This window comes from Sorangiineae bacterium MSr11954 (assembly GCA_037157815.1).
Classification (GTDB): Bacteria; Myxococcota_A; Polyangia; order Polyangiales; family Polyangiaceae; genus Pendulispora; species Pendulispora albinea.
This window is the reverse complement of record CP089984.1, coordinates 1,896,489-1,911,474: the sequence shown is the minus strand read 5'-3', so window position 1 is coordinate 1,911,474 and position 14,986 is coordinate 1,896,489. Positions and strand designations below refer to the sequence as shown.

The window sequence follows — 14,986 nt, the reverse complement described above, 5'->3', positions numbered from 1 at the left end:
CTATTGGTTCTTCGCGCAATCCGGCGGATCGGCGAGGCTCTCGTTCCCCTTGGTCATATTTTCCCGCTTCAAGAACGTTCGCTCGCCGTGCGGCACCAGCGCGGGCCGGTCGCCCGACTTCGGATCGTCGGGGTTCACCTTTTCCACCATGCCCTCGGGGAACCAACACATTTTGAGCAGCTCGTCGTCCGAGATCACCTCGCCATCCGCCACAGCGCTCCGATTCCCCGTGGTCGCGTAGGGACCGCGCAGAGGAAGATCGTTGTCGTTGGCGATCGCCGCCTGCAGGTTCTCGAGCTCGAGGCGCGTATCGGTGTCGTTCATCCCGGGCTCCGTCGAGAGCTGAAAACCGACGGGGCTCTGACTCGGATCGACCGAGATCCCTCGATGAATGTACTCGGGTTTCCACTTGTGCTTGTGAATGGCGCTCAGCTGCTGAATGTAAATGGGCGCCCAGTTGAGCCACGCGACACCGAGGCACGATCGCGGATATTTCGCGCACGAGGCGGGGTTGTTGGTCTCGATGGACCAAACCTCCTTTCCGGCCACTCGGGCTGCTTCGACTGCGTCGTAGACGCGCTCGTTGTCCGTATTCGACATGACCACTTCGGCCCCGGCTTCGATGACCTGCTCCGCCAGCAACGTCTCTCGGTATTTGCCGCTGACCGGATTTCCAGGATCGAACCAAAAGCCCACCCATCGCACCTCCACCTGGACGTTCGGATCGGCCCTTCGCGCGCCGCGAACGAAGCCGTTGGCCCGCACGATCCCCTGCGGCGACACGTAACCGCCAATCCATGCGATGCGGTGCTTCTTCGCCTTTTTTGCGGCGATGTAGCCGGCGAGGTACCACGATTGCTGAATCTTCACCCAGTACGAGCCCAAATTGGGGTTCGTGACGGTGCGATTGTAAAGCTGAAGAAACGTCACGCCATCTTTCTTGTATTTCTCCGCCAGTGCAGCCATCGGCGCCGTACCGCCCTGTGACGATTGTATGATGACATTGGCTCCTTTCTCGATCATCGCCGTCGCGTGTCGGGTGACGTCCGCGTCGGTGATCACATTGGGAGCAAATTCGGTCGTCAGCCACGGCAGCGCTTCCTCGGCCGCGCGACGCCCTTGGTCGTGCATGTAACTCCAACCTTGGTCGGCGAGCACACCGATGTAGAGGAAACCCGCGCGAAGCGGCTGCGCACAAAAGCCGTCGCGTTGGCATTTCGTTCCCGTCGGGCAGTCGGCGTCGTTTCCACACTTCGAGGTGCAGAGCTCACCCACGCAGACGCCCGCATGGCAATCGCTGTTCGTCGTGCACGACGCGGCGATGCCCTTCCCTTTTACGTCCTTCTCGACGACGAACGAGCACCCTTCGGAGCTGAACAACACGGTGCCCAGGATGAAAATCAGGATCACCCTCACGGGGTGCCAAGATGACCGCATCGCCATATCCCCCTGCCTCGGGCCAAATTTAATGTACCAAGTCCGATAATCTTTTCACGGAACACATAAAATGTCATCTCCCGGTGCGCATCCATCCAACGATATCGCCTCGATGTCATCGGGTATCGCAAGCGTTGCAAGCGTCACGAGTGTCACGAACATCGTGACTTTGCGATGCGCGCACGAATACCCATCCCCAAATACCGATCCACGCGATAAGTTGACATCCATATGAGCAACATCGGTAACGCGACGGACGTGCCTCACATCCAATTGGAAGGCACACCGACCCGGCGGGGAGCCCGGCGCGTGCTCGTTTCCACGGTGGTGGTGGGCGCGATAGCGGTCTTGTGGGAGGGCGCGAAAGCGCTGTTCGATCTCCCCATTTACAAGCTCCCGCACATTCATCAGATTTTCGCGGAGCTCGTGCGCGAGAGCGGCGATGGGCAATGGATGCTCACGACCTTGCTCGAAAATGCCTTCGTGACCGCGGGCGAGGCGGCCGTGGGCTTCGTATTCGGCGGCCTACTGGGCTTTCTCTTGGCGGTCGGATTCTCCCGCTCCACCTTGATGGAACGCGGTCTTTTGCCCTACGTCATCGCCTCGCAGACCGTGCCCATCCTGGCGATTGCGCCCATGATCGTGGTCTGGCTGGGAACGACCTGGGTGAGCAAAGCGGTGATCGCGACCTACCTCACCTTCTTCCCCGTGACCATTCATGTGCTGCGCGGCCTTCGCTCCGTGGAGCGGGACGCGGTGGCCCTGCTCGAATCGTATGCGGCCACCCCCACGCAAATCTTCTTTAAATTGCGGCTGCCCGCGTCGTTACCCTATTTGTTCACCGCCTTGCGCATCTCGGCCACCGCGAGCGTCGTGGGCGCGGTGGTGGGCGAGCTGCCCGTTGGCAGCCAATTCGGCATGGGCGTGGTGCTCATCAACGCCGCGCAATATTACAACTGGCGCCCCGCCGCTTTGTGGGCCGCCATTTTGGTATCCGCCCTCATGGGCATTGGCTTTTATGCGCTCGTCGCCGTTCTGGAGCGCCTCATCGTCACCTGGAAACCGCAATCCGAGCGCGGAGCAACCCCATGACCCACGCGATCGAGGTCGAAGGCGTCAGCAAGTCGTACGGCAGCGGCCAGGAGCAGGTCCGCGCCCTGGTCGATGCGCATTTGCATATCGCACCGGGGGAGTTCGTCTCCCTCATTGGACCATCGGGCTGCGGGAAATCCACCTTGCTACGGCTCATAGCCGATTTGGCCACACCGACCCATGGCGCGATTCGCATCCATGGCAAATCACCCCACCAGGCCAGGCTGGATCGGGAGTTTGGAATGGTCTTTCAATCCCCCGTCCTCTACGAGTGGCGCACGGTGCTTCGAAATGTGCTGCTCCCGCTGGAGGTCATGGGCGTGCGGGCGGACGAAGCCCGCGATCGCGCGTCGGCCATGCTCCGATTGGTCGGCCTGTCGAGGTTCGAGAATCACCATCCGTGGCAGCTCTCGGGCGGTATGCAACAGCGGGTGGCCATCGCCCGAGCGCTCGTCTTCCAACCGCCTATTTTGATGATGGATGAGCCTTTTGGAGCTTTGGACGAGCTCACCCGCGAGAGGCTCAACAACGAACTTTTGAATCTTTGGCAGAAACAGGCCGCACCACGAAAATCGACGGTGCTGTTCGTCACCCACAGCATTCACGAGGCGGTGTTCCTCAGCAGCCGCGTGGTGGTGATGTCCCCGCGCCCGGGACGCATCGAGCGGATCGTCGATATCGATCTTCCCCGCCCTCGCACCGCGGAGATGCGATGGGCGCCGCGCTTTCTCGAGCTCGTAGCGACCGTGCGGCAGGCCTTGCGCGAGGACGATGGCGCTTCAGCCCATTCGAGGAGGGAGACCGCCCATGGCGCCTCATGAATCGCGCGAAGCTCGGGGAACGCGCGGGCGCTGGACACGCGAGCACCTCCCCGCTATCGGTGTGTTCGTGCTCGCCATCGCCGCATGGGAGATGGTGGTGTGGGCGCTGCACATTCAATTTTATCTGCTGCCCGCCCCGCATGTCATCGTGACCACCTTGAAGGAACACCACGAGCTGCTCCTTCAGGCCGCGCTGTTTACATTTCAGGAGGCGCTGATGGGATTTGCGCTGGGATGCGGATTGGGTGTCCTGGCAGCCGCCGCCGCCAGCCGCTGGCCGGACGCGTCCGAAATCGTACTTCCGTATGCGGTGGCCACCAGCTCGGTGCCCATCATCGCCCTGGCGCCGCTGGCCATCGTGTGGTTCGGCGTGGATCGAGCATCGAAAATTGCCATCGTGGGATTGATGACGTTCTTTCCAACGTTCATCTCCACCCTGCGTGGACTTTTGAGCCCGCCGCCTTCGGCCGTAGAGCTGATGCGGAGTTATGCCGCGAGCGACACGCAAATCTTCATCAAGCTACGTTTGCCGGCGAGCCTTCCGTATATGTTCACCGCGTTCAAGGTGTGCACCACCTCGTCGATGATTGGCGCGGTGGTCGGCGAGTATTTCGGCGGTCGGGCGGCCTCGTTGGGCGTTTACATCAAGAGCCAAGCCAGCCTTTTTCACACGCGGGAAGCGTGGGCGGCCATCTTGATGGCATGTTTGCTGGGGATTGCGTTTTACTTGGCCGTCGCCTTGGTCGAGCGATGCGTCGTGCCCTGGCATGTCACGTTTCGGCGAAGCTGACATCGAATCACGAAAATCCGTGAGGGAGGCGCCATGAATCGACGGTCCATGTTGCTGGGTGCACTGTTCACCATCGCTCTGCCGGCTCTCGGCTCCTCGTTGGGATCCTTTGGCTGCAAAGGGCCATCGTCCCAAGGCGGAGAGGAGTCGGGCAAGGTTCGCCTGCAGCTGAAGTGGATGACCCAGGCTCAATTTGCGGGTTACTACGCGGCCAAGGCCAAAGGCTTTTACACCGATGAAAAGCTGGACGTGACCATCCTGCCGGGCGGTCCCGATATCGTACCGGAGCAGGTGGTCGCGGGGGGCGGCGCCGAGTTTGGAATCGACTGGCTCCCAAGTCTCTTGTCCGCGCGCGAACAGGGCACACCGCTGATCAATATCGCGCAGGTGTTTCAGCACAGCGGCATGCGCCAGGTGGCGTTCAAGACATCGGGCATCAAGAGCGCCGCCGATCTGCGCGGCCGCAAGGTGGCGGTGTGGTTTGGCGGAAATGAGTTCGAGCTGCTGGCCACCTTGGACAAGCACGGCGTCGACCGCAACAAGGACGTCACCTTGGTGCAGCAACCGTTCGATATGAACTTGCTGCTGACGAAGCAGGTCGATGCCGCATCCGCCATGACCTACAACGAGTACAAACAGGTGCTGGACTCCCCCGGCGTGAAGGCCGACGATCTGGTGATCATCGACTTCAACCAGGAGGGCACCGCGATGCTCGAAGACGGCATCTTCGCCCGCGAGGACTGGCTCAAAGACGACAAACACAAGGACGTGGCCGCGCGCTTCTTGCGCGCATCCTTGCGGGGGTGGGCGGCGTGCCGCGACAACGCGGGCGAGTGCGTCGACATCGTGGTCAAGCAAAGTCCGACCTTGGGCAAGGAGCACCAGGCTTGGATGATGTCGGAGGTCAATAAGCTGGTTTGGGGACCGCCGTCGCCCACCGCCGAGCCGGGGTTGATGGATAAGGCGGCGTTCCGGCGCACGGCGGACATCGCGCTGAAGTTCAAGGTGCTCAAGAAGCCGGCGGAAAATGCGGCGTTTACGACGGCGGTTTGGGAGGCGTCGAAGAAGAAGTAGCGGCGGCGCCGTACAAAACGACTCCACTCCGATCCACCCAGCCGAGGGCGGAAGGGAGTGGAGAGAGGGGTGCGTGAGAGACGCGATTTACTTCTGCGCCCGACGCGAACGGGCGGCCGGCGCGTCCGGGAGGTCCTTGGGGTACGAGGCGGAACCCTCGCTGCCCGTGTAGTCGGCCTTGCAGGCGATGACCTTGAGGACCGTGTCGGGACCGACGGTCACCTTTTCGCCGGCGGGGAGCTCGGTTCCTTCGCCGCACTTCGGGGCCGGGCCTTCCTTCCTGTAGTAAATGTGCTCGGCGCCGGAGGAGGTGATCGCCACTTGGCGCGTGCCCTCCACGGGGATCTTCGTCCCGCTCGGCGGATCGAACACCAGATCACCGGGCGTGAGCACGTACGTGGCCTTGGCCACCGTGGACGACGTGGTGTGGCCTTCCTTGCAGGCGATGGCCTTGATCGTCGTGTTCGTCTTGGTGACCGCCACGTCGACGGGGCTGGCCGCGCACTCCGCGCTGCACACCGGATCGGCGGGCTCGGCGCCTTCGCCCTTGGTGAAGCAAACGGTGGCGCCGGCGGCGGCCGTGAGCTTCGCCGTCTGCGTGTCGTGGTAGGTGCCGCCGGCCGGGGCGATGGCCGGCGCGGCCGGGGTAACGAGGTACGTCGCGGTGACGACGGCGGTCGCGGCGTAGTGCTCTTTGCAGACGATCACCTTGACGGTCGTGTCCTCGGTGAACGCGTTGGGGAACGTGCCGCCCGGGAGGGTGGTCGTGCTGCCGCAGGACGGCTCGCTGCCGTCGAGCGTGTAGTGGACGAGCGAATCGGCCGTCGCGCTGGCGACCTTCACGGCCGGGGCGTTCTCCGTTCCCGAGGGGGGGTCGAACGTGGGGGCGGCGACCTTGAACGTATAGGTGGCCGTATTGACGGAGGATGCGTTCATGCCCTGCTTGCACGCGATGGCATGAATCGTCGTGTCCGGGGCCTTCACGTCGACCGGGCCCGCGACGAGCTGGCCCGTGGTGCACGTGCCGGCCGCCGCGTCGCAAGCCGGCACCGCGCTGCCGATCGTGGAGCAGATGAAGGCGCCCGCGGTCGTGGTCGCGAGGGTGGCCGAGACGGTGTTCGAAACGTCGCCCGATACGGGGTCGATGGTGACGGCGGCGACGTCATCGAGCTTCGTGTAGACGCCCTCTTGCAGCTCGCTCGCATCGTAATCGGCTCTGCAGCCGACGGCCTTCAAGGTCGCCGAGGCGTTGAGGGTCACCTTTCCGCTGGCCGGGAGCTCCATTCCCGTGGTGCACGTCGGGGCCTCGCCGTTGGTCGTGTAGCGAATTTGGGTGGCGCCGGCGGAGGTGATGGTGACTTCGCGCCCGCCGCTGGGGATCTCGCCGCTCGGCGGATCGAAGGCCGGCTTCCCGGGCGTGAGGGTGTACGTGGCCTTCACCTGCGTCGACGCGGCGGGGCTGCCGGCCTTGCAGGTGATCGCCTTGACGATGGTCTTCGACTTGGTGACTTTGACGCTCGGAACGCTCTCGCCCGTGGCGCATGCCTCCGCGCCGCAGGCCGGATCCGCAGGCTCGGCGCCGTGGGTGACGCACGCGAACGTGCCCGTGGGCGCCGTGATCGTCACGTCCGTATCGAGGTGGTACGTGCCCTCCGCCGGTGCGACGGCCGGCGCCGCGGGGCTCACGTAGTACTTCGCCGTCACCACGTCGCTGGCCGTGTAGCCGTCCTTGCACACGATCGCCTGGATGACGGTGTCGGCGGTGATGGTCTCACCCGTCAGCACCGGGCTCGCGCACGTCGGCGCGTCGCTGCCCGTCGTGTAGTGGACGACGGCGCCCTCGGTGATGCTGGTGGCCGTTACGGGCTTCGACGGGTTCGCGGTTCCCGATGCGGGATCGAATTGGGCCGCGGCGGCCTTGAAGTGATAGGCCGCGGTGGACGTCGTGGCCGTGTTCATCCCCTTCTTGCACGCCACGGCGTGAACCGCTTTGGCCGGCGCGGTGACCTGAATCTTGCCGTCGGCGGGAGCGGCCGTTCCCGTCGTGCACACGGGCGCTGTGCCCGTGACATCGCACGTCGGCTGCTCGATTTCGGCATAACAGATGGTCGCGCCCGGGGTCTGGCTCGAGAGCGTGACGGTGACCGCATTCGGGAACGTCCCCGCGTTGGGCGAGAACTCGGCGGGCTTGACGTCGTCGACCGGGATTTCAATCTTGTATTCGGCCGTTGCGACCGCGGAGTCTTTGAAGCCAGCCTTGAAGGCGACGGCCTTGAGGGTCTTCGTGCTCGCGATGCTGATGGCCGAGCTGTATTCGGTCGACGTCGCCGTAGGCGTGTCGCCGTTCAACGTATATCGGATGGTCGCGCCCGCGGTCGTCGTCTTGATCGTGACGTTTTGCGCCTTGTCGTACGTCCCCGCCGCCGGCGTAAATGTCGGCGTCGCGACCGTTTCGGTCTGACCCGCATCGCCGTCCGGCACGTTGGCGTCGGTCCCCGCGTCCTTCGGCGGATCTTTCCCCGCGTCCGGCTTCGGGGGATTCCCGCCGTCGTTCTGCGGGGCGACCCTGGTCACGTCGTCGCTGCATCCGGCGATGCCCGCGGCCGACCCCAACGCAACCAAGGTGGCGGCGGCGAGGAGGCCCCCCGTCAGCGCGCGCGTTCTTCGAATCGATCGATGCCAAGTCATTTATTTGCCTTTCCCCTGAAATACAAGCTGAAGACCCCGCGCACCCGCGCAGGGGCGATCCCCTCTTACTGGAACGAACGTTTCCTTCTTCCCCGAACGCAGAAGAAGGTGACTTCTCCTACTTGGGATGCTGCTCCGATTTCCATCGTCAAGATCGATCCAAGTAAGATTTTTTGGCGTCGACCGTTCTCGTATCGAGTTGTGTCGAATTTAAAAAAAGACAAGCGCCCGGACGGCGGACGGTATTGGGCTATCGGTGCCCGATCGTGACGTCGCAATTCCCAGCGGGACATCGTTGGGAATGACGACCGCTCACTGGGAGCACATGCACGATACGGTCTTGAACGGGTTGGAGCCGCCGGTGCCCCCGGGCAGGGCGATCGTGCAGTCGACGGAATAGGCCGGGCTCGAGGGGCAGGTGCTGTAGTAACTGCCGACGCTCCCCGGATAGCACTTTTTGCCTTTGGCCGCGCAGATGGCATTGCACGTCGTCGGAGACGCCGCAGACGTCTTCATGCAGTTTTCGAGGGCGACGCAGTTTCCTTCCGTGGAATCCGTATCGGTGCAGGAGCCATTGCAGGCCGCCAGCCCCTTGCACGTCAGGGCCAACGTGAAATCCGCCTTCGCGACGTGGCCGGCCGTGTCATAGAACTCGGCCGTGAGGGTGCGCGTGCCGTCCGTTCGCATCGCGAACGCGATGGGCTTGACCTTGTTGATGTCGGCCCATGAAATCGCCATTTGGTAAGCGCCCTCTTGCCCGCTGGTCACGAACGCGCCATAGGTGGCATCGCCCTCCTTGAGGGTGCCACCGATGACATCGTCCACCCCATCGGGATCGGTGAGAACCGCCGTGAGGGTCACCGATTCGCCGGTGCCAATCGTCTTGACGTTGCTCGCGAATGCCAAGAACCTCGGACCGCCGGGCTGCGTTTGGCCGGGCCCCACGCCGCCGCCATCGCTTTGCGTCAAGTTGTCGACCATGCACTTGGCGTTCACGCATCGCAGGCCCGCCATGCACGTCCCATTGGGGTAACAGGCTGCGCCGTCGCCACCCGCCGGAGGACCGCCGCCCGCGTTGTCGTCGTTCGACGAACAGGACGCGGCGCCCAACATGAACCCAAGCGCCACGAGGGAGGCAAACGAACCACGTCGCGTCAGTTTGAGATTTTGCAGTGTCAGCATGGCGATGTCCTACGATGAGGTCGCCCGAAATCTCCCTCCGGTCCGTTTGCCGCCAGCCTCGCAAACAGGACCGGATGCATGTGCCGTTTGGACAACGTAGTCGCTACCATGCCGCGTCATGGTTCAGGCATCCCTACCCGTCCCCCGTCCCGAGGAGTTCGAGAAGCTTGGCGTCTTCTATCTTGGCCGCGGCTACGATCTGGAGGCGCGAACGCCCAAGGAGTCGCTCTTCCTCTATGAGTCGAAGCACCTGCTCACCCATGCGCTCTGCGTGGGGATGACGGGCAGCGGCAAGACGGGGCTCTTGATCGGGCTGCTCGAAGAGGCGGCCATCGACTCCATCCCGGCCATCGTGGTCGATCCCAAGGGGGATCTCGCCAACCTGCTCCTCACGTTTCCGGGGCTCCGGGCCGAGGAGTTCCACCCCTTCATCGACCCCGACGAGGCGGCGCAAAAGGGGAAGACGACGGACGCGGTGGCCGCCGATGTCGCGGCGTTCTGGCGGGAGGGGTTGGCCGCGTCCGGGCAGGATGGCGCGCGCATCCAGCGCTTTCGCGATGCGTGCGAGGTGACCGTGTACACGCCGGCCAGCACGGCGGGCGTGCCGCTGTCGCTCCTGGGATCGTTCGAGGCGCCGAGCGCCGCGGTGCTGGAAGATGCGGAGGCCTTCGGCGGCATGGTGGAGGGCGCAGCCTCGGGGCTCTTGGCGCTGGCGGGGGTGGAGGCCGAGCCGCGCTCGCGCGAGCACGTGCTGGTGGCGCAGCTCTTTGCGTCGGCGTGGAGCGAGGGGCGCTCGCTCGATCTGGCGGCGCTGGTTCAGAGCATTCAAAAGCCGGGCTTCGACCGCATCGGGGCGCTCGATCTGGAGACGTTCTTTCCCGCCAAAGAGCGGGCGGCGCTGGCGCTCGCGGTCAATACGCTGTTGGCGTCGCCGTCGGCGGCGGCTTGGGCGCGCGGGGAGTCGCTCGACGTGGCGCGGCTGCTTCGCACCCCGGAGGGCAAGCCGCGCATTGCGGTGTTGTCCCTCGCGCACCTGTCGGATGCGCAGCGGATGTTCTTCGTGACCCGCCTGCTCGACGCGGTGATCGGCTGGATGCGGCGGCAGTCGGGGACGTCGAGCTTGCGCGCGCTGCTGCTCATGGATGAGATCTTCGGCTACTTCCCGCCGGTGTCGTCGCCGCCCTCGAAGCGGCCGATGCTCACCTTGTTGAAGCAGGCGCGCGCCTTTGGCTTGGGCATCGTGCTCGCCACGCAGAACCCCGTCGACCTCGATTACAAGGGGCTCGCCAACTGCGGTACATGGTTCCTCGGGCGGCTGCAGGCGGAGCGCGACAAGCTGCGCGTGCTCGATGGGCTCGAGGGGGCGCAGGCGGCGGCCGGGCATGGGTTCGATCGCGCCACCGTGGATCGATGGCTCTCGGGGCTCGGAGGGCGCGTCTTTCTTTGCAACGACGTGCACGCGGGCGGTCCGGTCCTCTTTCAGTCGCGCCATACGCTGTCGTATTTGCGGGGGCCGCTCACCCGTGAGCAAATTGCGTCGCTCTCGGCGGCGCGCGGTGGCGTTTCGGCGGCGGGCGGGTCGGCGTCGAGCGCTTTGGCGTCGAGTGCTTTGGCAGCGGGGGGACCGGCCGCGGGCGCGGTGGGTAAGGGCAAGGCCGCGGAGGGCAAGCCCGGGTCTGCGGAGGGAAGCGCGCGTCCCGCCGTGCCGGGCGATGTCGACGAAGTGTTCTTCCCTCCCCGCGTGGAGGGTCCGGGCCTCGTGTACCGGCCCGGCGTGTTTGCGACCCTCAAGCTCCATTACGTGCAGGCGAAGAAGGGGGTCGACCACTGGGAGCACGCCGCCTTGATCGCGCCGTTCGGGGCGGGCGGTGCGGAGGCGGATTGGGCCAACGCCACCCCGATGGCTCCGGCCTTCGCGTCCGCCGTCCGCCGCGAGCCCTCGGCCGATGCGCGCTTCGAGCTGCCGCCTGCCGTATCGGCGACCAAGCTCAAAGCGTGGCAAAAGGCGTTGGCCGCGCACGCCTACCAAACGCGCCCGCTGGTGCTCTACGAGTGCGCCGAGGCCTCCGTGCTCTCGCGCCCGGGGGAGCCCGAGGCCGAGTTCCAGGCCAGGCTCGTGCACGGCATCCGCGAAGAGCGCGACGCGCGGCTGGCGGATCTCGACAAGAAATACGCGCCCAAGTTCGCGGCGCTCGACGAGAAGATCCGCACCGCGGAGGCGAAGCTGCAAAAGGAGCAGGCCGACGTTCGCGGTCAGACGGCGAGCACGGCGGTGACCTTCGGCAGCAGCTTGCTGGGCGCCGTCTTCGGCGCGGGCGTCTTCACGGGGGCCAATGTGAACCGCGCCACCGCCGTCGCGCGGCAAGCGCAGCGCACCACGAAGGAAAAAGGCGATGTCGCCCGCGCCGAGGACGCGCTCGGCGCGCTTCGCGAAAAACGCGCCGTCCTGCAGGCCGAGGCGAATGCCGCCTTTCAGCGCATCCAACAGGAGATCGACGTCGCAGCGCGCAAGCTCGGCGAGGTTCGCATCACGCCCCGCAAAGCGGATATCGCCGTCGAGCGGGTGGCGCTCGGCTGGGTGCCCTTCCGAGTGGGGGCGGGCGGCGTTTTGGAGGCAGCCTGGTAGCTCCAGGATCGACCAGGCCGGCTCGGCGCGGCGGATTTACGGGAGGTTGTTGCGGTATTTCGTCCACATGTCCTTGACGAACGCCGAGCTCGTATCTCCGCCGCCCACCACGTCGCCGGACATCCAGCGATCGACGTAATCGAAGAACGGATCGTGGTTCCAATCCGCTTTGGCGTGCAAGGCGAGCGCGGCCAGCGCTTGCCCTGGCCACACGAGCGACGTACAACAATTTCGATAATCGATGCACCCGTCGATCTTGCCCGCGGGATCGCGGCAATCCTTGGAGCCGTTGGTGCAGCTCCCGCTGTAGGCGCATCCATTGGCCAGATAACACGCTGTGCACGGCGCACCCCAATGCGCCTTTCCATCGGTGCCGCGGTACGTTTGGACGTCCTCGCCGGAGAGCACACCCGGGCGCTTCATCCCCGCGTCGTTCAGGAGCGTGCCGGCAAAGACGATGGGAAATTTGCGGCCGTTCATATGCCCACCGTCGCCGCCCCAGCTGTCTCCATTTTTCACGATTCCATAATTGTCGATGCCCAATTGAGCGAGGCGCACGGCCAAGGTCTTTTGCACGGGTGTGTCGAGGAGGACGTATTGGGCCACATCGGAGACGACATCTCCGATTTCACGGCCATAGCAGAACATATTCTCCGTCGCGCACGCGTGCTGGAGGGTCCACGTGAGCATATGATCGATCCACGGGCGCTCGACATGGCGCAAGGCCTCGACATCGGTGGGGGCCGACGCGGGCTTCGGGAGCTTGGGGAGCCGGGCCCAATCGATGTTGGCGGCCGAGTAAAAAGGCTTGAAGGCGCTGCCCGCATAAGGAGGTCGAAACGCGCCCGCCGGGGGCGGTGCCGCCACCACGGTGAGGACCGCCTGCGTCTTTACCGGGCCACCCTGGCAAACACCATTGTACGTCAAATACCCTTGACCGCCGCTGCCCAAGGGGCATTGCCCGTTGCCATGGCTGATGCTCGACACCAACGACGACACCGGTGAGAGCGTCAATGGGAACGTGGCGCGCGGCGCGGGATCGTAATCGAGGCCGCGGTCATCGTAGCCCTGGCCTTTGCGGATGGCGGGGTCGACCACCGAACCATTTCGTCCCGCACTCGGCGCAGGAGACACGGTGCGAAGAGTGACGGGGCCGACGACCCAAAAATCGCCGTTCACGAACTGGCCTACGAGGTGCGGGCGGTCGAAGGTCCAGGTAATACCAAACTGCGAGACGCTCGCTTTCATCTCGGGGGCGCCGCCATCGAAGAGATCCCCGGGCCGGGTGCCGCCATCGCCGGAGGGCGCGCCACCGTCGTTCGAAGGAGGCTCCTTCGATCCGGGGCCCGCCGAGTCGGACGTGCTGCACGCCAAAAATGTCGTAAGGGCAACGAGGCCAAACCAACCTGCGCTTCGCGCGCACCAGGTCCATTCACTTCGAGAGCGAAAAAAGGATTCGGGCATGGTTGCACGATACCCGTATGCGATGCGAAGGAAGCACTCTAGTTCGCACCCGGCGAAGGATTCAAAGCTTCTGCAATTTTCGAGATAACGAAGGGTCCCCACCGTGACCCGCGCCGCTGCCGCCCGCGATCGTCGATCGTTCACTCCATGGGTTTCCGCGCGGCGGCCCGCGGTGCCGCAGGGTTCACATCATGAATCCCGGCGGCCGCCCCGCGATCGCCAATCGTTCACATCATGCCCGGCTGCCGCAGCATCGCGATTGCCAATGGTTCACACCACGGGTCTCGGCTGCCGCCCCGCGATCGCAGATAGCTCACGTCACGGGTCCCGGCTGCCGCGGCTCGCGATCGCAGATAGCTCACATCACGGGTCCGTGCTGCCGCCCCGCGATCGCCAATCGTTCACATCATGGGTCCCGGCTGCCGCGGCCCCGCGATCGCCGATGGATCGGCCTCGATGCGGAACGTAAACGTATAATCCACGGGGACGGGCTTTCCCCGAAAGACAACGGGGGTGTACCGGCGCACCTCGAGATTGGCGACGGTTGCTTCGTCCATATGAGGCAGCCCCTTGAGGATTCGGCAGTTCGTGACATCCCCGGCATCGGTGATGGTGCACTTTGCGAGGATCAACCCCGCAGCGCCTTCGCGCTTTGCCGCGGCCGTGGCCTCGAGGTGTTCGTCGCCGGACAAAAGCTGCGGGCGGTTCATCCCGGGGCTGCTATGCCAGCCCCTTGGCGGCGTACGGCACGGTGGCTGTCCGGGATCGCCGCACACGGGGGAAGCCGTGGGCTTGCACGCGGGCTCGCCCGGAGCGCCGCAACAAGCAGGTTGGCGCGAGCCTCCACAATAGCGATAGGGCGGCAGGATCCGCGGGACCTCGTCGAGGGGCTTCGTGAACAAGGGATCGAGCGGCGCCGTCGATGCGGTCTTTGGCCCGAACATCACCACCAGGTTCGGATCGTCGTAAGGGCTCGGCCGAATGGGCGCGGTGCCGAGGCGGTAGCACGACACGAACATGGCCATGCCCACCATGCCAAAAACAAATGCGCCTGCGAGGAGCGCCTCCACGATGTTTCGACGCCACCCGGCGATGGCGCGATCGGACGTCGGGCGATGGATCATGGTGGGCCCGAGCCTCCGTCGGCAGAAGGCAGCCCATTCCCATTAATGCGCAATGTAAACGTGTAGTACACGGAGACCGGCAGTCCCTGAGCCGTGGCAGGCGTGAAGCGGCGAGCTTGGAGATGCACAATCGTGGCTTCGTCCATGTAGGGCAGGCCCCTGATGATTGCACAATTCGTGACCGCACCCTCCTCTGTGATCATGCACTTGGCGAGGATCAAACCTTCGACGCCTGCGCGCTTCGCCTCGGGTGTGGCCTCGAGGTGCTGCTCGCCGGATAAAAATCGGGGAGGCGTCCACCCCGCGAGCAACTTGCGCTTCGCACACACGGGCTGCCCAGGTTCGCCGCACCTAGGCGCGCGGGCCGACGGCGCCGTTCCCGAGTCTTCACGCGCCAACGGCGCCGCCGCCGAGCCCTCGCGCGCAGACGGCGCCGCCGCCGAGCCCTCGCGCGCCAATGGCAATGTTGCGCCCCCCGCATCCTGCACGGCGAAACCGCCGTCCGACGGCATCGACACATCGGGCTCCGCGTCCATGGAACGCATCGAATCGGCACCGCGAGGCGCAGCAGGTTCGACGAGCTCGGCGTTCGGACTGCATTGCACGAGGCAAAGGCCCACGCCCACCACCCCGAAAACGACTGCACCCCCGAGGAGCGCCCTTCCCACGTTCATCGCGCGCGCCATGT

Annotated in this window: 11 protein-coding genes; 5 read left to right on the top strand and 6 right to left on the bottom strand. The window is 64.9% G+C overall.

Features of this window, described 5'->3' with window-relative positions:
• On the bottom strand, window positions 1–1,437 hold the full coding sequence (locus LZC94_07900) for a BMP family ABC transporter substrate-binding protein (protein ID WXB17190.1): 1,437 nt from the start codon (window positions 1,435–1,437) through the stop codon (window positions 1–3).
• 231 nt (window positions 1,438–1,668) lie between these two features.
• Between LZC94_07900 and LZC94_07895 the strand changes: the two genes are divergently transcribed.
• From LZC94_07895 to LZC94_07880, 4 genes are read left to right on the top strand one after another with little or no spacing between them, the layout of a single operon-like run.
• Complete coding sequence (locus LZC94_07895) at window positions 1,669–2,529, top strand: ABC transporter permease (GenBank protein ID WXB17189.1); 861 nt, start codon at window positions 1,669–1,671, stop codon at window positions 2,527–2,529.
• Window positions 2,526–3,350 carry an ABC transporter ATP-binding protein gene (locus LZC94_07890; protein WXB17188.1) on the top strand — a complete coding sequence of 275 codons (825 nt, stop codon included), beginning with the start codon at window positions 2,526–2,528 and terminating at the stop codon, window positions 3,348–3,350. Before LZC94_07895 ends, LZC94_07890 begins: the two co-directional genes overlap by 4 nt.
• A complete protein-coding gene (locus LZC94_07885) occupies window positions 3,337–4,140 on the top strand; it encodes an ABC transporter permease (protein ID WXB17187.1) in 804 nt (267 codons plus the stop codon). Before LZC94_07890 ends, LZC94_07885 begins: the two co-directional genes overlap by 14 nt.
• Before the next feature lie 33 nt (window positions 4,141–4,173).
• The gene (locus tag LZC94_07880) at window positions 4,174–5,214 is read left to right on the top strand and encodes an ABC transporter substrate-binding protein (protein ID WXB17186.1); all 1,041 of its coding nucleotides are present in this window, start codon (window positions 4,174–4,176) and stop codon (window positions 5,212–5,214) included.
• Between the two features lie 87 nt (window positions 5,215–5,301).
• Here the strand turns inward: LZC94_07880 and LZC94_07875 are convergent, their stop codons facing one another.
• Both LZC94_07875 and LZC94_07870 read right to left on the bottom strand, forming a co-directional pair.
• Window positions 5,302–7,902 (bottom strand): chitobiase/beta-hexosaminidase C-terminal domain-containing protein, encoded by a 2,601-nt coding sequence (locus tag LZC94_07875; protein WXB17185.1) that lies wholly within the window; start codon window positions 7,900–7,902, stop codon window positions 5,302–5,304.
• Window positions 7,903–8,214: 312 nt separating this feature from the next.
• Window positions 8,215–9,084 (bottom strand): hypothetical protein, encoded by an 870-nt coding sequence (locus tag LZC94_07870; protein WXB17184.1) that lies wholly within the window; start codon window positions 9,082–9,084, stop codon window positions 8,215–8,217.
• A 118-nt stretch (window positions 9,085–9,202) separates the two neighbouring features.
• Here LZC94_07870 and LZC94_07865 point away from each other — a divergent pair, with 118 nt between their 5' ends.
• On the top strand, window positions 9,203–11,710 hold the full coding sequence (locus tag LZC94_07865; protein ID WXB17183.1) for a hypothetical protein: 2,508 nt from the start codon (window positions 9,203–9,205) through the stop codon (window positions 11,708–11,710).
• 36 nt (window positions 11,711–11,746) lie between these two features.
• On the opposite strand, the gene LZC94_07860 is transcribed toward LZC94_07865, so the two are convergent.
• The 3 genes from LZC94_07860 to LZC94_07850 all read right to left on the bottom strand — a co-directional run bounded on the left by LZC94_07860 (window position 11,747) and on the right by LZC94_07850 (window position 14,972).
• Window positions 11,747–13,174: a hypothetical protein gene (locus LZC94_07860; GenBank protein ID WXB17182.1), complete on the bottom strand. Its 1,428-nt coding sequence runs from the start codon at window positions 13,172–13,174 to the stop codon at window positions 11,747–11,749.
• 401 nt (window positions 13,175–13,575) lie between these two features.
• Window positions 13,576–14,298 (bottom strand): energy transducer TonB, encoded by a 723-nt coding sequence (locus tag LZC94_07855; GenBank protein WXB17181.1) that lies wholly within the window; start codon window positions 14,296–14,298, stop codon window positions 13,576–13,578.
• Entirely contained in the window at window positions 14,295–14,972 is a 678-nt protein-coding gene (locus tag LZC94_07850) for an energy transducer TonB (protein ID WXB17180.1), read from the bottom strand. Before LZC94_07850 ends, LZC94_07855 begins: the two co-directional genes overlap by 4 nt.
• Window positions 14,973–14,986 lie beyond the last annotated feature (14 nt).

Coding starts and splice junctions, on each gene's coding strand:
- LZC94_07900 (WXB17190.1), bottom strand. CDS start 1,437: ATGCGGTCATCTTGGCACCCCGTGAGGGTGATCCTGATTTTCATCCTG.
- LZC94_07895 (WXB17189.1), top strand. CDS start 1,669: ATGAGCAACATCGGTAACGCGACGGACGTGCCTCACATCCAATTGGAA.
- LZC94_07890 (WXB17188.1), top strand. CDS start 2,526: ATGACCCACGCGATCGAGGTCGAAGGCGTCAGCAAGTCGTACGGCAGC.
- LZC94_07885 (WXB17187.1), top strand. CDS start 3,337: ATGGCGCCTCATGAATCGCGCGAAGCTCGGGGAACGCGCGGGCGCTGG.
- LZC94_07880 (WXB17186.1), top strand. CDS start 4,174: ATGAATCGACGGTCCATGTTGCTGGGTGCACTGTTCACCATCGCTCTG.
- LZC94_07875 (WXB17185.1), bottom strand. CDS start 7,902: ATGACTTGGCATCGATCGATTCGAAGAACGCGCGCGCTGACGGGGGGC.
- LZC94_07870 (WXB17184.1), bottom strand. CDS start 9,084: ATGCTGACACTGCAAAATCTCAAACTGACGCGACGTGGTTCGTTTGCC.
- LZC94_07865 (WXB17183.1), top strand. CDS start 9,203: ATGGTTCAGGCATCCCTACCCGTCCCCCGTCCCGAGGAGTTCGAGAAG.
- LZC94_07860 (WXB17182.1), bottom strand. CDS start 13,174: ATGCCCGAATCCTTTTTTCGCTCTCGAAGTGAATGGACCTGGTGCGCG.
- LZC94_07855 (WXB17181.1), bottom strand. CDS start 14,298: ATGATCCATCGCCCGACGTCCGATCGCGCCATCGCCGGGTGGCGTCGA.
- LZC94_07850 (WXB17180.1), bottom strand. CDS start 14,972: ATGAACGTGGGAAGGGCGCTCCTCGGGGGTGCAGTCGTTTTCGGGGTG.